Genomic DNA, 17,294 nt, shown 5'->3' with positions numbered 1-17,294 from the left:
GGAGAGGGGGAAAACGTTAGCGAATCACCTCATAAATGGCGGTCTGAATAGACTGCCATTTTTTTGTGGTGGCATCCGGCTGTGACTGCGCGCGTCGCGTTGCCATCTCAAGATCGTGCTTCTGGCGCTTCACCACGGCCGGCACGGTGCAGAACGCTTTCAGATACTCTTTACGTATTGACGTCAGGGACTCGCCGTTTGACATGGCGTGGCTGAGCGTATTGATGAAACGACGACACGGCTTCTCTTCTGCCATGTTCTGCCGATAGCGCAGCATAAGCTCCAGAACGTCGTCATAGCCTGCCGACATCGCCTCTTCGGTCCATGACAGCTTCCAGTCCATCCCACCCTGCAAAAAGAGCAGCGCCACGCGGGTATCGTTGCGGTTAATCGCCGAACGGAAATTACTCTCGTCCCAGGTCACTCCCATGCGCGTCAGCGTCTCGCGCGAGGAAGGGGTTTCGCGCATCTCCTGCGGCGGAGCCGCCGCTTGCGCCGTATTTTCGGCCGCAGGCTGCGGTTTGCTGCTGGTCACCAGCCAGAAGCCGCCTACCACGATGGCAATCACCATCACGCCGACCGCTCCCCATAGCGCACCGGAGATAAGCTGCTCACGCTGTTCGGGCGTGCGCGGGGCGCGCTGGGTCGGCTTTTCAATCGTGTCGCGGACTTCAAACAGATCCCCACCGGTAACCCGATCCATTTTTTGCGCCCTTTCCCAGAACGCGTGCAGCTCGCTGGCATCCACCGCCATGAATCCGGCCGGGTTGACGCGCGTTCTCCCCTCCTCAAACGCGCGTTGAACCGGACGGGAGATCTGCATGTAGTAGTTATCCAGCAGCTGAATTTGCGCCGAACTTAACGTTTTCTGCACCGTAATGCTGTTGCGAATTTGTCGAATGTCGTCGAGGAAGGTTTGCAGCGTTTTGCGCGGCTCCACCAGGAGCGTCAGCATGGACGGGTCGTTAAACAGCGAGGCGTAATAGCGGCTGAACTCTTTTTTATCCACCAGCATTTGCGCCAGTTCACTGAACATCATGCCGCTCAGGACATCGTTGATTTCGCCATGCTTCAGCCAGCGCCGTACGCGGTCAGCGTTAAATAAGGTTTTAAGATGATTATTGAGCCGCACCTGATCGGGCCAGGCCTGCTGAATGAGGCCTTTAATCATTAACTCAATTGCGCGTACCTGCTTGTGCGCCTGCTGTTGCTGGAGTTCGCTTCCCGGGGCCAGCTCGGTGCTGTAGGTCAGAAGCGGTTGCTGCAGACGAAGATGTTCCAGCGTAGTCACAAACCGCATCGCCGCAATAAGCTGGTTTTCACTGACATCCTGCCCGCTTTCGTACTGCGGGACGCGCTGCTGCAGCAGGCGCAGCTGCAGCGTAAATTCCGACATCTCGGCATCATTCAGGTTAAGCTTCTTCGCAACCGTAGCCCATCCCCCGAGGCCTAAACGCGCGCTGTCCAGCTGTTCCAGAAACCAGCGTGGATCTTTCCCCTCAGAAACATGTACATTCAGAAGAAGCAAGATTTCCACCGACGCCTGGCGAATGACCGCCAGACAGTGTTCAAACTGTTCGCGGATATGATGTGATGTGCTGAGAGTCATTGTTTTCCTTAAGCGACAGCGAAGACATCCGGAATGGGCATTAACGGCCGTTTTTCTTTTTATTTATACGCGCTTAACCATACCTGACTTTCTGTTGAAATAAAGTGACAACCCTAAAATCATTTAAAATGCTTCAGGAGAATCTTAATGCCAGTTTTAATGACCTCACGCCTGAACTGCTCGCCCCTGCAGGAACAAGACTGGCCCTTTTTTCTGGCGTTGCAGCAACACCCCGAAGTCATGCGCTTTGTGGCGGAGAACCGCCCCGTCGCAGCGATCCGGGAGGCGTTTGATTCGCGCCTGACGCCCTGGACGCCAGGCAGCGCGCACTGGCTGTGCCTCGTCGTACGTGATGCCCTCTCACAGGCCCCGCTGGGCGTTACCGGGTATATTCATCGGGAAGAAGATTGCGCCGAAGTGGGCTTTCTTTTTGCCCCCGAGGCGCAGGGCAAAGGTTACGGCTTCGAATCCCTGCAGGCGCTTTGTGATTACGCCTTTCATCAGGGCGGTATTCGTCGGCTCACCGCCACCGTCACCGCGGGAAACGTCGCCTCCAGGCGCCTGCTGGAAAAAGCTCGCTTCCAGCTGGAAGGCGAGCTACGTGAAAGCTATTACCTTTCCGGTCGCTGGCAAAATGACTGGTTATTTGGGTTATTACGGCAGGAATACCTGAACAATAATTCCTGATCAATAGCCATTTGGCGGATATTGCTCGTACCACGATTCCTCTACAGTATCGCCATTAAGAGGAAACGAATATGAACGGTCATGCGCTAAATATATCTTCTGCCGCCATAGAATTAATAAAGAAACATCAAGGGCTTTCACTGGAGAAATATCGTGATGAAAAGGGTGTATGGGTTATCGGCTATGGGCATGTGATCCGCGAACGGGAAAATTTTCACGGCCTTATCACGCCTCTTCAGGCGGAATATTTACTCCATGAAGATATTCAGCTGTGTGAAACGCTGCTGCGGGAAAAGTGTATACATCCATTAACCCAGCAGCAGCATGACGCGCTGGTACTGATGATACTGAGTTTCGGCGTGACGTCTTCACTCCCGAAAGCGCTGCTTCAGGCCGTCGCCCGGGTGTAATACATGGCTGCCTGGGTTCGGTTTTTTACCTCCAGCCTGCGAAAAAGCGCTTCCAGATGCGCTTTTACCGTGGCCGCACTGATGTTGAGATTGCGACCAATTTCTTTGTTTGATTCGCCCGCCGCCAGCAGCTTCAGCACCTCACGCTGACGCTCGCTTAAGGAAAGTAACGCCTGCGCTGACGATTGCTGGCTGACCCACTCAGCGGGAAAGCAGACCATCCCTCTGGACACGGAATCCAGCACGGCGGCAAACCGCTCAGGGTTGGCGTTACGGGGGATAATAGCCATCACGTTTCGCTGCATGAGTTGTTCAACCCATCGGGTCTCTTTTTTTGCCAGAACCATCATCACCCGTACCAACGGGAAGCGATGCATGATTTCATCCAGGAAAGAACTCCCCTCATCCTGAATTAAATTGCCGTCAATCATGACGATAGCAGACGGTGACGCGGATATTTGCGTCCATAAATCGTCTGCCTGACAAGCCCCCGTTATATTTATTTCAGGAATTAATTTCTGCAAACCGTGTATCGCTCCATGAATAAATATCGACTGCCTGTCAAACATGATTACTCGCATCGTATTTCTCCCTCTGAGAATAGCGAAGGGGGATTCTACATAGGCGCTATTTAAGAAAAAACTCAATGAATGGAGAGGTTACAAATCCGCCAGTGGTTTTTATATTTACCCGCATTTTGACACATCCATATTAAGGATTTCCTTAAGGGGTTCCTTCCCCTTAACATCAGACATCACAGGAACATACCGCCTGACACTTCAATACGTTGCGCGTTCATCCAGCCAAGCTTATCGCTAAGTAGCGCCGCAATGGCATCCCCGATATCGTCCGGCAAACCTACCCGCCCCAGCGCCGTCTGCGACGCCAGCATCTGGTTAAGCTGCGCGTTGTCGCGCACGCGCCCACCGCCAAAGTCGGTTTCGATCGCGCCTGGTGCGATAATATTGACGGAGATACCGCGCGCTCCAAGCTCCTTCGCCTGATAGCGGGTGAGCACTTCCATCGCCCCTTTCATGGCCGCGTAGGTTCCTGAACCTGGCTGGGTGAAGCGGGCCAGTCCGCTGGAGACATTGAGGATCCGCCCCCCGTCGTTAAGCAGAGGCAGCAGGCGCTGCGTCAGGAAGAAAGGCCCTTTGAAGTGAATGTTCAGCGCCTCATCAAACTGGGCTTCCGTCGTTTCGGTATAGGGTGCGTATAAACCCGTTCCGGCATTGTTCAATAAATAATCAAATGTTTCGCGCTGCCAGACGCTCTTCAGGATCTCCTGAAGCTGTTGAGCAAAATTTTCGAAACTTGCGATATCCCCGACGTTGAGCTTTAATGCCGCCGCCTTGACGCCTTTTTCCTGAATTTCGCGCACAACTTCCAGCGCTTCCTGCTGGCTACGATTGTAGGTCAGGATAATTCCCGTGCCGTCAGCAGCCAGCTTTAACGCAGCGTTTTTACCTAAGCCGCGGCTACCACCCGTCACTAATGCGATACGTTCAGTCATCATAAACCTCGTTTTGGCTGTTATGGAGATTGAGAAAGAGCTTATTAGGTGATAGAAGATCAATAAAGATGGGTAATAACGCTTCACTGTTTCAGTGCAAACAACAATGAGCTTCATCTATGGATAAAATTCACGCAATGCAGCTGTTTGTTCGCGTCGCGGAACTGGAGAGTTTTTCCCGCGCGGCAGAGACATTAACGCTGCCGAAAGGCAGCGTTTCCCGGCAAATTCAGGCACTGGAAAACCGGCTTGGCACCCAGCTACTGCACCGTACCACGCGCCGCGTCAGCCTGACGCAGGACGGCATGGTCTATTACGAACGGGCAAAAGATCTGCTGGCGAACCTGGATGAGCTGGACGGTATGTTTCAGCACGATCCCTCCAGCATCAGCGGAAGGCTGCGCGTGGATATGCCCGTTGGCGTTGCTCGAAATGTCGTCATCCCCAAACTGCCTGCGTTTTTACAGCAGTATCCGGGTATCGAACTGGAGCTCAGCAGCAGCGATCGTCTGGTGGATGTGGTCCGGGAAGGGTTTGATTGCGTCGTCCGCGTGGGTTCCCTGAAGGACTCAGGGCTGATAGCCCGTCCGCTGGGCAAGCTGTCGGTGATCAACTGCGCCAGCCCGGATTATCTGGCGCGTTTTGGCTACCCTGACACGCTGGACGATTTAGGCTCGCACGCCGTGATTCATTATGCCGCGATGCTGGGAAGCCGCCCTCAGGGCTTTGAATTTTATAACGGTAGCACGACGCAGTGGATAAAAACGGGCGGGGTGCTAACCGTCAACAGCACGGAAACTTACCAGGCCGCCTGCCTTGCCGGGCTGGGGATCATTCAGGCCCCGCGCGTTGGGGTGCGCGACCTGCTGCGCGCAAAGAAACTGATTGAGATCCTCCCGCAGTATCGCGCGGAAGCGATGCCTGTCTCCCTGATTTACCCCCACCGGCGCAACCTCTCTCGCCGGGTTCATCTGTTTATGGAGTGGCTAACCGAACTCACAAAAGCTTACGTGGACTAGTCGCAAGCTATAATTCAATAACATCCAGCCAAACGAAAAGGAAAAGACGCGTGACGCCGGAAAATAACCCGCAACGACCCACCCAACATTTAGATTATGAACCCATCAAGAAGATGGAAACCGAGCCGGAAGAGGCTAAAGCCCCTGGTACCGCCAGCAAGGCGCTGGGCACCGTCACCAGCCTGGCGGAGAGAATTCAGCAGTTTCCCATGGTTGCGCATCTTATACGTGCGACCGAGCGCTTTAATGACCGCATGGGGAACCAGTTCGGTGCCGCGATCACCTATTTTTCGTTCCTGTCGATGATCCCTATCCTGATGGTGTCGTTTGCTGCGGCCGGTTTTGTACTCGCGTCACATCCAACGCTGCTGCAGGATATTTTCAATAAGATCCTGAATAACGTCAGTGACCCAACCCTCGCCACCACGCTGAAAAGCACGATTAACACCGCCGTTCAGCAGCGCACCACCGTCGGGATCGTCGGTTTGCTCATCGCCCTTTACTCCGGCGTTAACTGGATGGGCAACCTCCGCGAAGCTATTCGCGCCCAGTCGCGCGAGGTGTGGGAGCGTAAACCGCAGGATCAGGAGAAAATTTGGGTTAAATATTTCCGCGACTTTATTTCGCTGATTGGCCTGCTTATCGCGCTCGTCGTCACGCTCTCCATTACCTCCGTGGCGGGCTCCGCGCAGCAGATGATTATTTCTGCGCTCTATCTTGATTACATCGAATGGCTGAAGCCCGCCTGGCGCGGCATCGGACTGGCGATTTCTATCTTCGCCAACTACCTGCTGTTCTTCTGGATTTTCTGGCGCTTGCCTCGGCATCGTCCGCGTAAGAAGGCGCTGCTCCGCGGCACATTGATTGCGGCGATCGGCTTTGAAGTGATTAAGATCGTGATGACTTACACCCTGCCGTCGCTGGTGAAATCCCCGTCCGGCGCGGCATTTGGCTCGGTGCTGGGGCTGATGGCGTTCTTCTACTTCTTCGCGCGTTTAACCCTGTTCTGCGCGGCGTGGATTGCCACCGCCGAGTACAAAGGCGACACGCGAATGCCCGGAAAAACACACCGTTAATTCCGCTCTCGGGCTGATATTTCAGCCCGACTCATCATTTCAGCATATAAATCCAGTCCGTAACTTTTATTTAACCGAAAACCAGTTTTATCCACCAATATTTAAAAAACGTGAAGCATTTCATGGAAGCATTTTGGCTGGCCTGAAAATTATCCGCTTTTTGTTGATTTTATAATCAGGAAGCTATTTTGTTACAGATTGAAATGTCGCTTTTGCTGTGCGTAATATGGCCTTTCGTTCGACAAAAAATAAGAAAATATTATGCAATCAACAGCCACAACACTCGACTCTGGTGCGGAAAACGTCCCGGTAAACTCGCGCAATAAAGTTGTCGTCGCATCGCTGATTGGCACCGCCATTGAGTTCTTCGACTTTTACATTTACGCCACCGCAGCGGTCATCGTTTTCCCGCATATTTTCTTCCCGCAGGGAGACCCGACGGCGGCGACGCTACAGTCCCTGGCGACCTTTGCTATAGCATTTGTGGCGCGTCCGATTGGCTCCGCGCTGTTTGGACACTTCGGCGATCGTATTGGGCGCAAGGTCACCCTGGTGGCCTCGCTGCTGACGATGGGCATCTCCACCGTGGCGATCGGCCTGCTGCCGACCTACGAAACCATCGGCATTCTGGCGCCGGTCCTGCTGGCGCTGGCGCGTTTTGGTCAGGGTCTGGGGCTGGGCGGTGAATGGGGTGGCGCGGCGCTGCTGGCGACCGAGAACGCCCCGCCGCGTAAACGCGCGCTGTACGGTTCATTCCCGCAGCTTGGCGCGCCGATTGGCTTCTTCTTTGCCAACGGGACCTTCCTGCTGCTCTCCTGGCTGCTGACGGATGAACAGTTCATGAGCTGGGGCTGGCGTATCCCGTTTGTCTTCTCGGCCGTGCTGGTGCTGATTGGCCTGTATGTGCGTGTTTCCCTGCATGAGACGCCGGTGTTCGCAAAAGTAGCCGCGGCGAAAAAACAGGTAAAAGTGCCGCTGGGCACCCTGCTGACCAAACACGTGCGCGTGACCGTGCTGGGCACGTTTATCATGCTGGCGACCTACACGCTGTTCTACATCATGACGGTGTACTCCATGACCTACAGTACCGCCGCCGCGCCGGTTGGGCTGGGCCTGCCGCGTAACGAAGTGCTGTGGATGCTGATGATGGCGGTGATTGGGTTTGGCGTGATGGTACCGATTGCCGGCCTGCTGGCGGATAAGTTTGGTCGTCGTGCGAGCATGATTACGATCACCACGCTGATCATTCTGTTTGCTCTGTTCGTCTTCCCGCCGCTGCTGAGTTCAGGTAGCCCGGCGCTGGTGATGGCGTACCTGCTGATTGGCCTGAGCCTGATGGGGCTGACCTTCGGCCCGATGGGCGCGCTGCTGCCGGAGCTGTTCCCGACGGAAGTGCGTTATACCGGCGCGTCGTTCTCCTATAACGTCTCGTCTATTCTGGGCGCGTCCGTGGCACCGTATATCGCCACCTGGCTGCAGGCAAATTATGGTCTGTTCTACGTGGGCGTTTATCTGGCGGCCATGGCGGCGCTGACGTTGATTGCGCTGCTGCTGACGCATGAGACTAAGCATCAGGCGCTGTAATTCATTGCGGCCTGATGCCCTCACCCCGGCCCTCTCCCACAGGGAGAGGGAGAAAGGCGTTACTTCTTCATCTGCGACAAAATCGTCCGGCATTGATTCGCCTCGCCTTCTGACGGCGAAATCAATGCCAGCAGCGCGGCGGCCGGGGTGACCAACGTCGCGAGGGCTGCGGCCACCGCGCCACGCGCAATCAGCGGCCCGGGCTTGACGCCCGCCTGCGGATTTTTGAAGGTCCCACGCACGTAAAGCGGCGAGCGCAGGGTAATAATACGAATCCCCTTACTTTCCGGATCGATGGTCAAATCCAGCTGCTCGGAGGCCATGCTGGCGGTACCGGTCACGTTAATCACCGCGTTTTCCGTGTCGAAGGCAAAAATCTGCGGACGCGCCACGCCGTTAACCAGATCCACATTCGCCGCCGCGCAGTTCACCCGCACCTCGTCATCGCCAAAGATTTGCCCGATGATAAAGTTACCGACGTTCAGCCCCAGGATCTCCATCAGGTTGCGGCTGACCAGACCGTCGTTCATTAGCAGTTTCAGGTTACCGTTGCCGCTGCCCAGCAGTGCCGCCACGGAATTCCCCACCCCGCGAATGTCCGCATCGCCGTTCATTTCACCGAGGGTTTTCTGCATCAGCTCCACGTTCGGCATCAGCTCTTTCAGCTTCAATCGACGCGCCTGGATCTCCGCCCGCCCCTGCATCGGCTTTTTATCGCCTTCCAGGTGAATGTTAGAGGAAATCGTCCCGCCCGCCATGCCAAACTTCAGCGGCTGCAGGCGCAGGTCGGCATTTTTCAGGATGATATGCGTCGAGAGATCGCTCAGCGGCAGCGTGCTGCCATGCTCAATCTTGCGTCCTTTGAAGCGCACATCTGCATCCATCACGTCCCACTTATCGGTTTCAAAGCGATCGTAAGGCAGCACTTTTCCCGCAGGCTGAACGTCCTTTTTGACCTCTTTTGACTTTGTCCCTTTACCCGAATCCACGCCTATCAGCGGGCCAAGATCGGCCAGACGCAGCTGGCGGGATTCGACATCCCCTTCCAGTTTTGGCCGTGGTTTTCCGGTGGTATAGGTCAGCGTGCCGTGAATATCGCTGTCGCCGATGCGGCCGTTGAAATCCCGGTAGTCAAAAACGGACGATTTTTCGGTATCAATTTTGGCAACCAAATGCCCGTCCGTTTCGAACGGCGGGGTATCCGGCAGCAGTACGCCGGTCAGTTCATACAGTTCGCCAAGCGAGTCACCGGCGAACTTGAGCTGCAGGTCGACGCCCCCCATATTCATCGGGTCGTTGACCGTCCCCACAAACGCCACGCGCGTATTCCCCGAGCGGAAATCCGCCTGCACCGGGAATGGCGTGCCTTCGCTCCGGAGCGCCAGCATGCCGCCGATTTTCCCTTTCCCGTTAAGCGGCTGACCGTTGTAGCGCCCTTTTGCCGTCAGGCCGAAGACATAATCACCCGCTTTGGCGCTATCGCCTTTCGCTTTATTGCCCGTGACTTCGCTAAACGGCAGCGGTTTACCCAGCGGATCGACCAGGATCTCCACGTCTGCCTTGCTGACCTTATCGTCGATGGCGATCCGCCCGCGATCGAAAAGAATATTGTCCAGACGGAATGACCACGAAGAAGGCTGGGCATTCGGATCTTTTTCGCCGTCGCTGGCAAGGTTAAACGTCCAGTTATTGTTTTTTTCAGAGAGGCGGATCAGGCGCGCATCGGGCTGCTGGAGCTTGATCCACGGCAGATAGACGGTTTTGGTCAGGAGCGCTAGCGGCGCCAGCGTGGCTTCCACGCGCGGCAGATGCACCATAGTCACTTCGGGGATATCCGGAGGGTTGCCAAGAATAATGTCGTCGGCGTGGACGTGCGGCCAGGGGATCCAGCTTCGCCAGCCGGTCTCCTCTTTCTGACGTTCCCATACCACACCCAGATCGCCACGAATGGCGAAGGGGCGGTTCAGCTCAGTTGAGACTTTCTGGTTGATGGTCGGCTTAAGGCGGTTCCAGTCAAACGTCGCGATAATGATGACGACGATCGCGATCAACAACAAGAAAATCCCTGTAATCCAGGAAATGACCCTGGTTGTTTTTGTCATTGTTATCCCCTTTCCTGATGACCTGTCCTGTAAAACTATAGTCCAGACAAAGGGAAACGGGGCTATCAGAGGGTCGTTCTGGCGCTTTCGAGGAGATCCATTGGCACGGGGCGAGAGAGGAAATAGCCTTGCGCCGCCGCTGCGGGAGAGTTTTGCACATCACGCCACTCTTCCAGCGTTTCCACGCCTTCAACGATCACCCCCTGGCAATAGCGATTCATCAACTGCAATAACAGCGTAAACAGATTCCGCCCTTCTGGGGTCTGGCGTAGCATGATGAACAGATCGCGCGCCACCTTGATGTAGTCATAGCGCACTTCGCTGAGGGCCGAGAAGTTCGCCATACCGGTGCCAAAGTCATCCAGCCACAGCGGGCCAAATTCACACATTGACGCAAACGAGGAATCCTGCGGCAGGCGCACGTGCTCCACCAGCTCAAAGCGCAGCCACGGCAGGGTGGCGATCAGCTCCTGCAGCTTCGCGTTCTGACGCAGCGCCAGCAGAGTTGGGCCATCCACGTTCACCGAGGCGAGGATCGTATGCTGCTCGAAAAAGGCCTGTTTCGTCGCCAGCATACGGAGCTGCTCTTCCAGCACGTCCAGACGCTGGCGAACGGCAACTTCGGCAAAATAGCGATCCGGCGCGATGCGCTGAGTAGGGTTTGAGGGATGCGTAACGACGGTCAAAATCTCAATTGCCATCAGCCGACCGTCCGTTCGATAGATCGGCTGCCAGGTGTACGCGCGCTCACATTGCAGCCAGTAGCGATGCTCCTGCAAGTTCTCAATACTTGCCTCAGGCGTAGTGCTCAGCCGCTGGATAACCTGCTCTGACTTCATTTCAGATGTCCTGTTGTTGGGATAGCCTTTCTGGACTCGTCACAGGATTATCGGCGCGATAATTGAGAACTTTATGTTCAATTCACCGTGAAAATGAAATTAAGATGACAGAAATTTGCCGGAACACGCGCTGGCTCAAATAAAATAATGGAACACCGTTTTAATATAGTTGACCATCTAATTCACTCGGCGCACACTGCTGAAAATTCTTCTGTTCAGGTTCACGACTATGTCCAAAAAAATTGCCGTGATTGGCGAATGCATGATTGAGCTGTCACAAAAAGGCGCGGAAGTCAGCCGCGGATTTGGTGGCGATACGTTAAACACCTCGGTTTACATTGCCCGTCAGGTTGCGCCTGAGGCACTCGCCGTGAACTACGTCACCGCCCTTGGTACGGACAGCTTCAGCCAGCAGATGCTGGAAGCCTGGCAAAGTGAACATGTTGACACCTCGCTTATACAGCGTATGGAAAACCGCCTGCCTGGACTGTACTACATCGAAACTGACAGCACCGGCGAACGCACGTTTTATTACTGGCGTAACGAAGCCGCGGCCAAATTCTGGCTGGAGAGCGACGCAGCTGCGGCCATCTGCGAAGAGCTGGCGACGTTTGACTATCTCTATCTGAGCGGCATTAGCCTGGCGATTTTAAGCCCGACCAGCCGCGAAAAGCTGCTCTCGCTGCTGCGCGAATGCCGCGCCAACGGCGGGAAGGTGATTTTTGATAACAACTACCGCCCGCGCCTGTGGGCCAGCCGCGAAGAGACGCAGCAGGTTTATCAGCAGATGCTGCAGTGCACGGATATCGCCTTCCTGACGCTCGATGATGAAGACGCCCTGTGGGGTGAGAAGCCGGTAGAGGACGTGATTGCCCGCACGCACGCAGCAGGCGTGAGCGAAGTGGTGATTAAGCGCGGCGCGGAGTCGTGCCTGGTCGCGATTGCGGGTGAAGCGGTGGTTGAGGTCCCTGCGGTGAGGCTGGCCAAAGAGAAAGTGATTGATACCACTGCGGCGGGAGATTCCTTCAGCGCGGGCTACCTGGCGGTACGCCTGACGGGGGGAACGCCGGAAGCGGCGGCACAGCGTGGGCACCTGACGGCCAGCACCGTGATTCAGTATCGCGGGGCGATTATTCCGCGCGAGGCGATGCCTGTTTAGTTTCCCCTAACCCTCTCCCCAAACGGGAGAGGGTCAGCGTGAGGGGGTTACTGCCCCTGCGGAATATCCGACGCGTCCTGGTGTAGATCATCAGCCGTTGCAGCCTGCGCCGGCTGCGACGCGGTGGCCATAATGGAATCCCAGGTCTTCTGAAGCTCCTTCATGTCATATTCCGGCTCGCCTTTCGGCTGCAGAAGGATCAACGCCATATCCTGCGACAGCTGCTGACGTAAATCCTGATTCAGCATATTCACAGTCAGACCGTTCAGGAAGTCCTGACGCAGCTTCTGGTACTGCTCAGGCGCAATGTCGACAACCTGATTCTGCAGGGAGCGAATCCGCTGGCTGATCAGAATGTCGGTATCGGCGCGAGCGTAGGTGGCAAACAGCTTCTGCAGCTCCAGTTTTTTCTGGGCCAGCAGCGCGTTGAACTCCTCTTCAGAGAGCCCCTCTTTACGCACTTTTGCCAACTCTTTCGCCACCACACCCAGGTTCGCATTCAGTTTATCGCCCGGTGATTCAACGTTAATGGCACATTGCGCACGCTGGAACAGCACGCGGCAGTCAAAGCCAAGGCCAATGTTCTTCACGTTGTTTTTGCTGAGCGTCTGTTGAACGTGCCAGAACAACGCTTCACGCGCCAGATCGGCACGCCAGTAGCGCAGCAGCGCCGCAGACTCGCGAATAGGCTGCCAGGCGTTATCCCACATCACGGAGAGCCTGTCCTGGCGCACGGTATCCGTCATAATGCTGACAGGCTCGGCGCGCAGCGGAGAGAGCGTCGGGACAGGGGCTGGCGTTTCGCGTTTGCCCTTCAGATCGCCAAACGCTTTGTTGATCTGCTCAACCACCGCGCGGCTATCCACATTGCCGACGACGATCAGCGTCATCGCGTCCGGGGTGTACCATTTCTGGTAGAACGATTTTACCTGTTCGACGTCCACCGGCTGCTTCAGCGGCTCTGCCGGATCGTGCCCCAGCAACGTTGAGCCTTTCAGACGGTAACGCCACCAGCCCTCTTTGGTATCCGCAGGCCAGGTCGCCACCATGTCGCCGTTGCTCAACGCATAGTTCACGGTGTCCGGCGTAATCGCCAGGTTGCCAGAGGCATCGGAGAGATAGGTAAGGGCTTCTTTAAGCAGGTCGTTACGGTTATTTGGCAGGCTCAGGTTAAACATGGTGTAGTCATAGGAGACCACAGCCGGAGGAAGGGGACGTTTCGGATCGATGGCCTGTTGCCACAGCGAACGCACCTGTACTGCCTGCAAGCTGCCGCTCTGCGTGAGCGCCAGACGGGGAATAAAATGGCTAAAACCGGTTTGCTGAGTGCTTTCCGTAAGGGAGCCGGTATTTACGGACAGACGGATTTCAATACGATCGCTGGGACGCTGTGGAGTAGATAACACCTGCCACTGAAAACCGTTCGCTAACGTGCCTTGTTGCCAGGCCGGGTCTGGCTGGAGCGCATCTGCCTGCACATAACTGGCTGCTGCCATCATCAGCAAACCGCCGGTTAAGAGTCGAATTTTTGTGCCCTGCATGTGAACCCCTGATCAACATTCCTGGTTAAAAAGAGTGTCTCGCGACGCGCTGCACTCTAAAAGATGACGATGAAAACACGTCGATTAGACCGCGCGTTCGGCAAAACGTCACGGTCCGAAGTGAAATATACCCAAAAAAAATCTTGTCGAATTATGACAGGTATGAACAGTTATTATGCGCAGGAGCCCGCATCCCGACAAGGGAATGCGGGCAATTGTGACAAGATTAGGAGGTTAAACCAGGATTTTTGCTATCAGACGCGCGATTATTCAGCGTATCGTTGAGCTTCTTGTGATCCAGCTCTTTCACCCATTTCGCGACCACCACCGTGGCCACGCCGTTACCCACCAGGTTGGTAAGGGCACGCGCCTCAGACATAAAGCGGTCAATACCAAGAATCAGTGCCAGACCCGCCACCGGCAGATGCCCCACCGCAGAAATGGTGGCCGCCAGCACGATAAAGCCGCTGCCCGTCACGCCCGCAGCCCCTTTAGACGACAGCAAGAGCACCACCAGCAGGGTGATTTGATGGAAAATATCCATATGGCTGTTGGTCGCCTGGGCGATAAACACGGCCGCCATCGTCAGGTATATCGAGGTACCGTCAAGGTTGAAGGAGTACCCCGTCGGGATCACCAGGCCGACCACCGATTTACGGCACCCCAGCTTTTCCATCTTGTCGAGCATACGCGGCAGCGCCGATTCTGAAGAGGAGGTCCCCAGAACAATCAGCAGCTCTTCACGGATGTAGCGGATGAATTTGAAAATGCTGAAGCCTGTCGCACGGGCGATGGAGCCCAGCACCACCACCACGAAAAGAATACAGGTGATGTAGAAGCAGATGATCAGCTGACCCAGCTGCACCAGCGTGCCAACGCCATACTTGCCGATGGTGAAGGCCATCGCACCGAAGGCACCGATCGGCGCCAGGCGCATGATCATATTGATGATGCCAAAGATGACCTGCGAGAAGCTTTCAATCACGTTGAAGATAAGCTGGCCCTTGCTGCCCAGACGGTGCAGGGCGAAGCCAAACATCACGGCAAACAGCAGCACCTGCAGAATGTTTCCGCTGGCGAAGGCGCCGATGACGCTGCCAGGGATGACGTCCAGCAGGAAGGCGACCACGCCCTGATCCTTCGCCTGTTCGGCATAGACCGCAACCGCTTTGGCATCCAGCGTAGAGGGATCAACGTTCATACCCGCGCCAGGCTGTACCACGTTGACGATGACCAGACCAATAATCAGCGCAAGGGTACTGACCACTTCAAAGTAGAGAAGCGCCACTGCACCGGTACGGCCCACCGCCTTCATGCTTTCCATGCCAGCGATGCCCGTTACCACCGTACAGAAGATCACCGGGGCGATGACCATTTTAATGAGCTTAACGAACGCGTCGCCAAGCGGTTTCATTTGCGCGCCCAGCTCCGGGTAATAGTGACCCAGCAGAATACCGATGGCGATGGCTGTCAGGACCTGGAAATAAAGACTTTTGAAGAGTGAGGTTTTCATAGGGTGTCCTTGGGAAGAAAAACCACAGGCTTTGTAAGGTTATGGTTAACCTGCGGCTCTAAAATAACACCCGTATAACAGGACAGAAATAAACCCGATTCAAATTTGAAACACAAATGTTAAGAACTTTGAACTGGCTCGCACAAGCCAGCAACAAAATTACACTTTTGCGTTATGGTCAGCGCCAGAAAGGTATCGCTGCTCGAAGACATCCGGCGGCACTGCGGGGGCAAAAAGGTAGCCCTGGCCGCTCTCGACGCCCGCCTCTGCCAGCCAGACGCGTTGCGCTTCGGTTTCAATCCCCTCGGCAATAAGGTGCACCTTGAGGCTGCGCGCCATCTGGACGATGGCCTGCACCATGCTGCTGTCCTCCGGCAGCCCGTCGACAAACGATTTATCGATTTTGAGCACGTCCACCGGCAGGGCTTTCATGTGCTGAAGCTGGCGCAGCCCGGCGTACCCCATACCAAAATCGTCCAGCGCGATGCGAATGCCGGCATTGCGCAGCGGCTTCAGGATGGCCACCGCGTCGTTAGGATCGTCAATGCGCCGGCTCTCCGTCACTTCCAGCGTCAGCGTATCAGGCTTTATCCGGTAGCGGTGGATCAGCTCCAGCATCTCGGAGACCATCGTCGGATGCATAAGCTGCAGGGCAGACAAGTTGACCGACAGCGGCAGCGTTACGCCGCGCTCCTGCCAGGCGGCAAGCTGGCGGCAGGACTCCTCCAGTACCCAATAGCCAACGGTGACCATCAGGCCGCAGGATTCGATGCGCTCAATCAGCCCCTCCGGCAGCTCCCAGGAGCCATCCGGCTGCTGCAGGCGGAGCAGCGCCTCGGCGCTTTTCACTTCCCCCGTCTGTAGATTCACCTGCGGCTGTAGCCAGAGGGCGAACTGACGGTTATCCAGCGCGGTCAGGATATCGCTCTCTTCCGTCAGGCGCTGCTGCGCCTTTTCCATCTGCTCCGGGTCGAAGAACTGGATCTGATTTTTCCCTTTGCGCCGGGCGGTAAACGCCGCCGAGAACGCGCGGCGGTACAGCTGCTCCGCCGTTAAATCACCGTAGTACATGGCGATACCGATACTTGCGCTCGGACGAAGCTGGATGCCCTGCACGGGCAGCCGCTCATTTATGACAGTGAGTACTTGCTGACCTAATGTGATGGCGTGCCACGGCTCTTTCACGCCGTTGGCAATCACCACCAGGTCGTAACCGCTGACCTGGGTCAGCACCATGCGCGGGGCAAGGACAGACTTCACCTTTTCCACCAGCGTCAACAGCAGCATTTCACGCTGGCTCTCCTTGAGCACGCCCGCCGTGTCCTGCAGGGTTTCACAGGCAATCACCATCAGCGCCGTGGTTTGCTGCCGCGCAACGGTCTGCTCCAGCATTGCCATCAGAAACGCTTTATTAGGTAGCTCCGACACCGGGAAGCGCGTGGCGCTGTTGTTTAGCTCATCCTGATGACGCTGGATGCGCTGCTGGTTGAGGTTGTAGCTGCGCACCAGCATACCGATCTCATCGTCCTGGTGCAGACGCGGCAGCTCAAGCTGGTGCCCCAGTTGATCCTGCGGCGAAAGCCCGTTCAGCTCGCGGGCGATACGGCGCAGCGGGTGAACAATGAGGCGGTTTATACACCACGTCAGCGCTACGCTGATGATCAGGGTCATAAGTAAGCAAGTGGTCACTAACGTAACCACCCAACTCATGACGAATTTATACATCCTGTACGAGTCCGCCTGCAGAACCAGGTAGGCCAATGGCTGCGGATTGGCAGGACGTTCCAGCGAATAGAGAGGCAGAGAAATTTGCACCGGCAGCTCAAACAGGCGCATCACCATCATCGGGACGGGACGCTCCGGGATAAAACTCATCCGCAACGCCTGGAACTGGTTGGGTAAGACGACATCGGCGCGGCTAACGACCCCGGCAGGCTGAATGCGCTTTAAGATGGTTTCCGCTTCGGGAATGTCCCCTTTCAGGATTGAGGCGGAGAGCGGGCCGCGCACCGAGCGGGCGATACTTTCTAACTGCGAAGCCGTGTTATAGCGATTCTGCTGTACGGAATGAAACAGCAAAATTACGCAGAAGAGCAGTACAAACAGCATAGTGACGGCAGAGACCATCGCCATTTGTTTGATCGTTAAGGAACGGCTGACACGCAAAATGACTCTCCACAAAACTCGAAGCGCAGGGCGCGCCAGGGTGTAAACCTGGCGCGCCTGAGTATACCCGATTGCC

At 55.8% G+C, this 17,294-nt stretch carries 14 protein-coding genes; 6 read left to right on the top strand and 8 right to left on the bottom strand.

The genetic code is table 11. The features are described from left to right. Positions 1-16: 16 nt before the first annotated feature. The gene (locus IM303_RS15170) at positions 17-1,609 is read right to left on the bottom strand and encodes an STY4199 family HEPN domain-containing protein (RefSeq protein WP_028014742.1); all 1,593 of its coding nucleotides are present in this window, start codon (positions 1,607-1,609) and stop codon (positions 17-19) included. A 147-nt stretch (positions 1,610-1,756) separates the two neighbouring features. Here IM303_RS15170 and IM303_RS15165 point away from each other — a divergent pair, with 147 nt between their 5' ends. Next, positions 1,757-2,296 (top strand): GNAT family N-acetyltransferase, encoded by a 540-nt coding sequence (locus IM303_RS15165; protein WP_028014743.1) that lies wholly within the window; start codon positions 1,757-1,759, stop codon positions 2,294-2,296. A gap of 71 nt (positions 2,297-2,367) precedes the next feature. After that, on the top strand, positions 2,368-2,706 hold the full coding sequence (locus IM303_RS15160; RefSeq protein ID WP_028014744.1) for a lysozyme: 339 nt from the start codon (positions 2,368-2,370) through the stop codon (positions 2,704-2,706). Here the strand turns inward: IM303_RS15160 and IM303_RS15155 are convergent. Both IM303_RS15155 and IM303_RS15150 read right to left on the bottom strand, forming a co-directional pair. Beyond that, positions 2,685-3,287, bottom strand: a complete 603-nt coding sequence (locus IM303_RS15155) for a response regulator transcription factor (RefSeq protein ID WP_049000475.1) — start codon at positions 3,285-3,287, stop codon at positions 2,685-2,687. The two genes, IM303_RS15160 and IM303_RS15155, sit on opposite strands and share 22 nt — an antisense overlap. A gap of 173 nt (positions 3,288-3,460) precedes the next feature. Beyond that, complete coding sequence (locus IM303_RS15150; RefSeq protein ID WP_028014746.1) at positions 3,461-4,219, bottom strand: SDR family NAD(P)-dependent oxidoreductase; 759 nt, start codon at positions 4,217-4,219, stop codon at positions 3,461-3,463. Between the two features lie 119 nt (positions 4,220-4,338). Here IM303_RS15150 and IM303_RS15145 point away from each other — a divergent pair, with 119 nt between their 5' ends. The 3 genes from IM303_RS15145 to IM303_RS15135 all read left to right on the top strand — a co-directional run bounded on the left by IM303_RS15145 (position 4,339) and on the right by IM303_RS15135 (position 7,898). Beyond that, positions 4,339-5,238: a LysR family transcriptional regulator gene (locus IM303_RS15145; protein ID WP_049000473.1), complete on the top strand. Its 900-nt coding sequence runs from the start codon at positions 4,339-4,341 to the stop codon at positions 5,236-5,238. A 50-nt stretch (positions 5,239-5,288) separates the two neighbouring features. Beyond that, a complete protein-coding gene (gene yhjD / locus IM303_RS15140) occupies positions 5,289-6,314 on the top strand; it encodes an inner membrane protein YhjD (protein WP_041911856.1) in 1,026 nt (341 codons plus the stop codon). A gap of 261 nt (positions 6,315-6,575) precedes the next feature. Then, the gene (locus tag IM303_RS15135) at positions 6,576-7,898 is read left to right on the top strand and encodes an MFS transporter (RefSeq protein WP_028014749.1); all 1,323 of its coding nucleotides are present in this window, start codon (positions 6,576-6,578) and stop codon (positions 7,896-7,898) included. 59 nt (positions 7,899-7,957) lie between these two features. Here the strand turns inward: IM303_RS15135 and IM303_RS15130 are convergent, their stop codons facing one another. Continuing rightward, on the bottom strand, positions 7,958-10,000 hold the full coding sequence (locus tag IM303_RS15130) for an AsmA family protein (protein WP_047367228.1): 2,043 nt from the start codon (positions 9,998-10,000) through the stop codon (positions 7,958-7,960). A gap of 65 nt (positions 10,001-10,065) precedes the next feature. Further along, on the bottom strand, positions 10,066-10,839 hold the full coding sequence (pdeH, locus tag IM303_RS15125) for a cyclic-guanylate-specific phosphodiesterase (RefSeq protein ID WP_041911854.1): 774 nt from the start codon (positions 10,837-10,839) through the stop codon (positions 10,066-10,068). Between the two features lie 229 nt (positions 10,840-11,068). Here pdeH and IM303_RS15120 point away from each other — a divergent pair, with 229 nt between their 5' ends. Next, a complete protein-coding gene (locus tag IM303_RS15120) occupies positions 11,069-11,998 on the top strand; it encodes a sugar kinase (RefSeq protein ID WP_193360058.1) in 930 nt (309 codons plus the stop codon). A 47-nt stretch (positions 11,999-12,045) separates the two neighbouring features. Here IM303_RS15120 and IM303_RS15115 read toward each other — a convergent pair whose 3' ends face one another. The 3 genes from IM303_RS15115 to hmsP form a co-directional block, all read right to left on the bottom strand. After that, the gene (locus tag IM303_RS15115; RefSeq protein WP_041911852.1) at positions 12,046-13,539 is read right to left on the bottom strand and encodes a pitrilysin family protein; all 1,494 of its coding nucleotides are present in this window, start codon (positions 13,537-13,539) and stop codon (positions 12,046-12,048) included. A 226-nt stretch (positions 13,540-13,765) separates the two neighbouring features. Then, on the bottom strand, positions 13,766-15,052 hold the full coding sequence (locus IM303_RS15110) for a dicarboxylate/amino acid:cation symporter (RefSeq protein WP_028014754.1): 1,287 nt from the start codon (positions 15,050-15,052) through the stop codon (positions 13,766-13,768). Positions 15,053-15,211: 159 nt separating this feature from the next. Continuing rightward, a complete protein-coding gene (hmsP, locus tag IM303_RS15105; RefSeq protein ID WP_028014755.1) occupies positions 15,212-17,218 on the bottom strand; it encodes a biofilm formation regulator HmsP in 2,007 nt (668 codons plus the stop codon). Positions 17,219-17,294 lie beyond the last annotated feature (76 nt).

The organism is Enterobacter cloacae complex sp. P38RS, assembly GCF_014930775.1.
In the GTDB taxonomy this organism is placed as follows: domain Bacteria; phylum Pseudomonadota; class Gammaproteobacteria; order Enterobacterales; family Enterobacteriaceae; genus Enterobacter; species Enterobacter bugandensis.
Note: the sequence above shows the minus strand (reverse complement) of the source record. Positions and strands in the feature narration are given on the sequence as shown.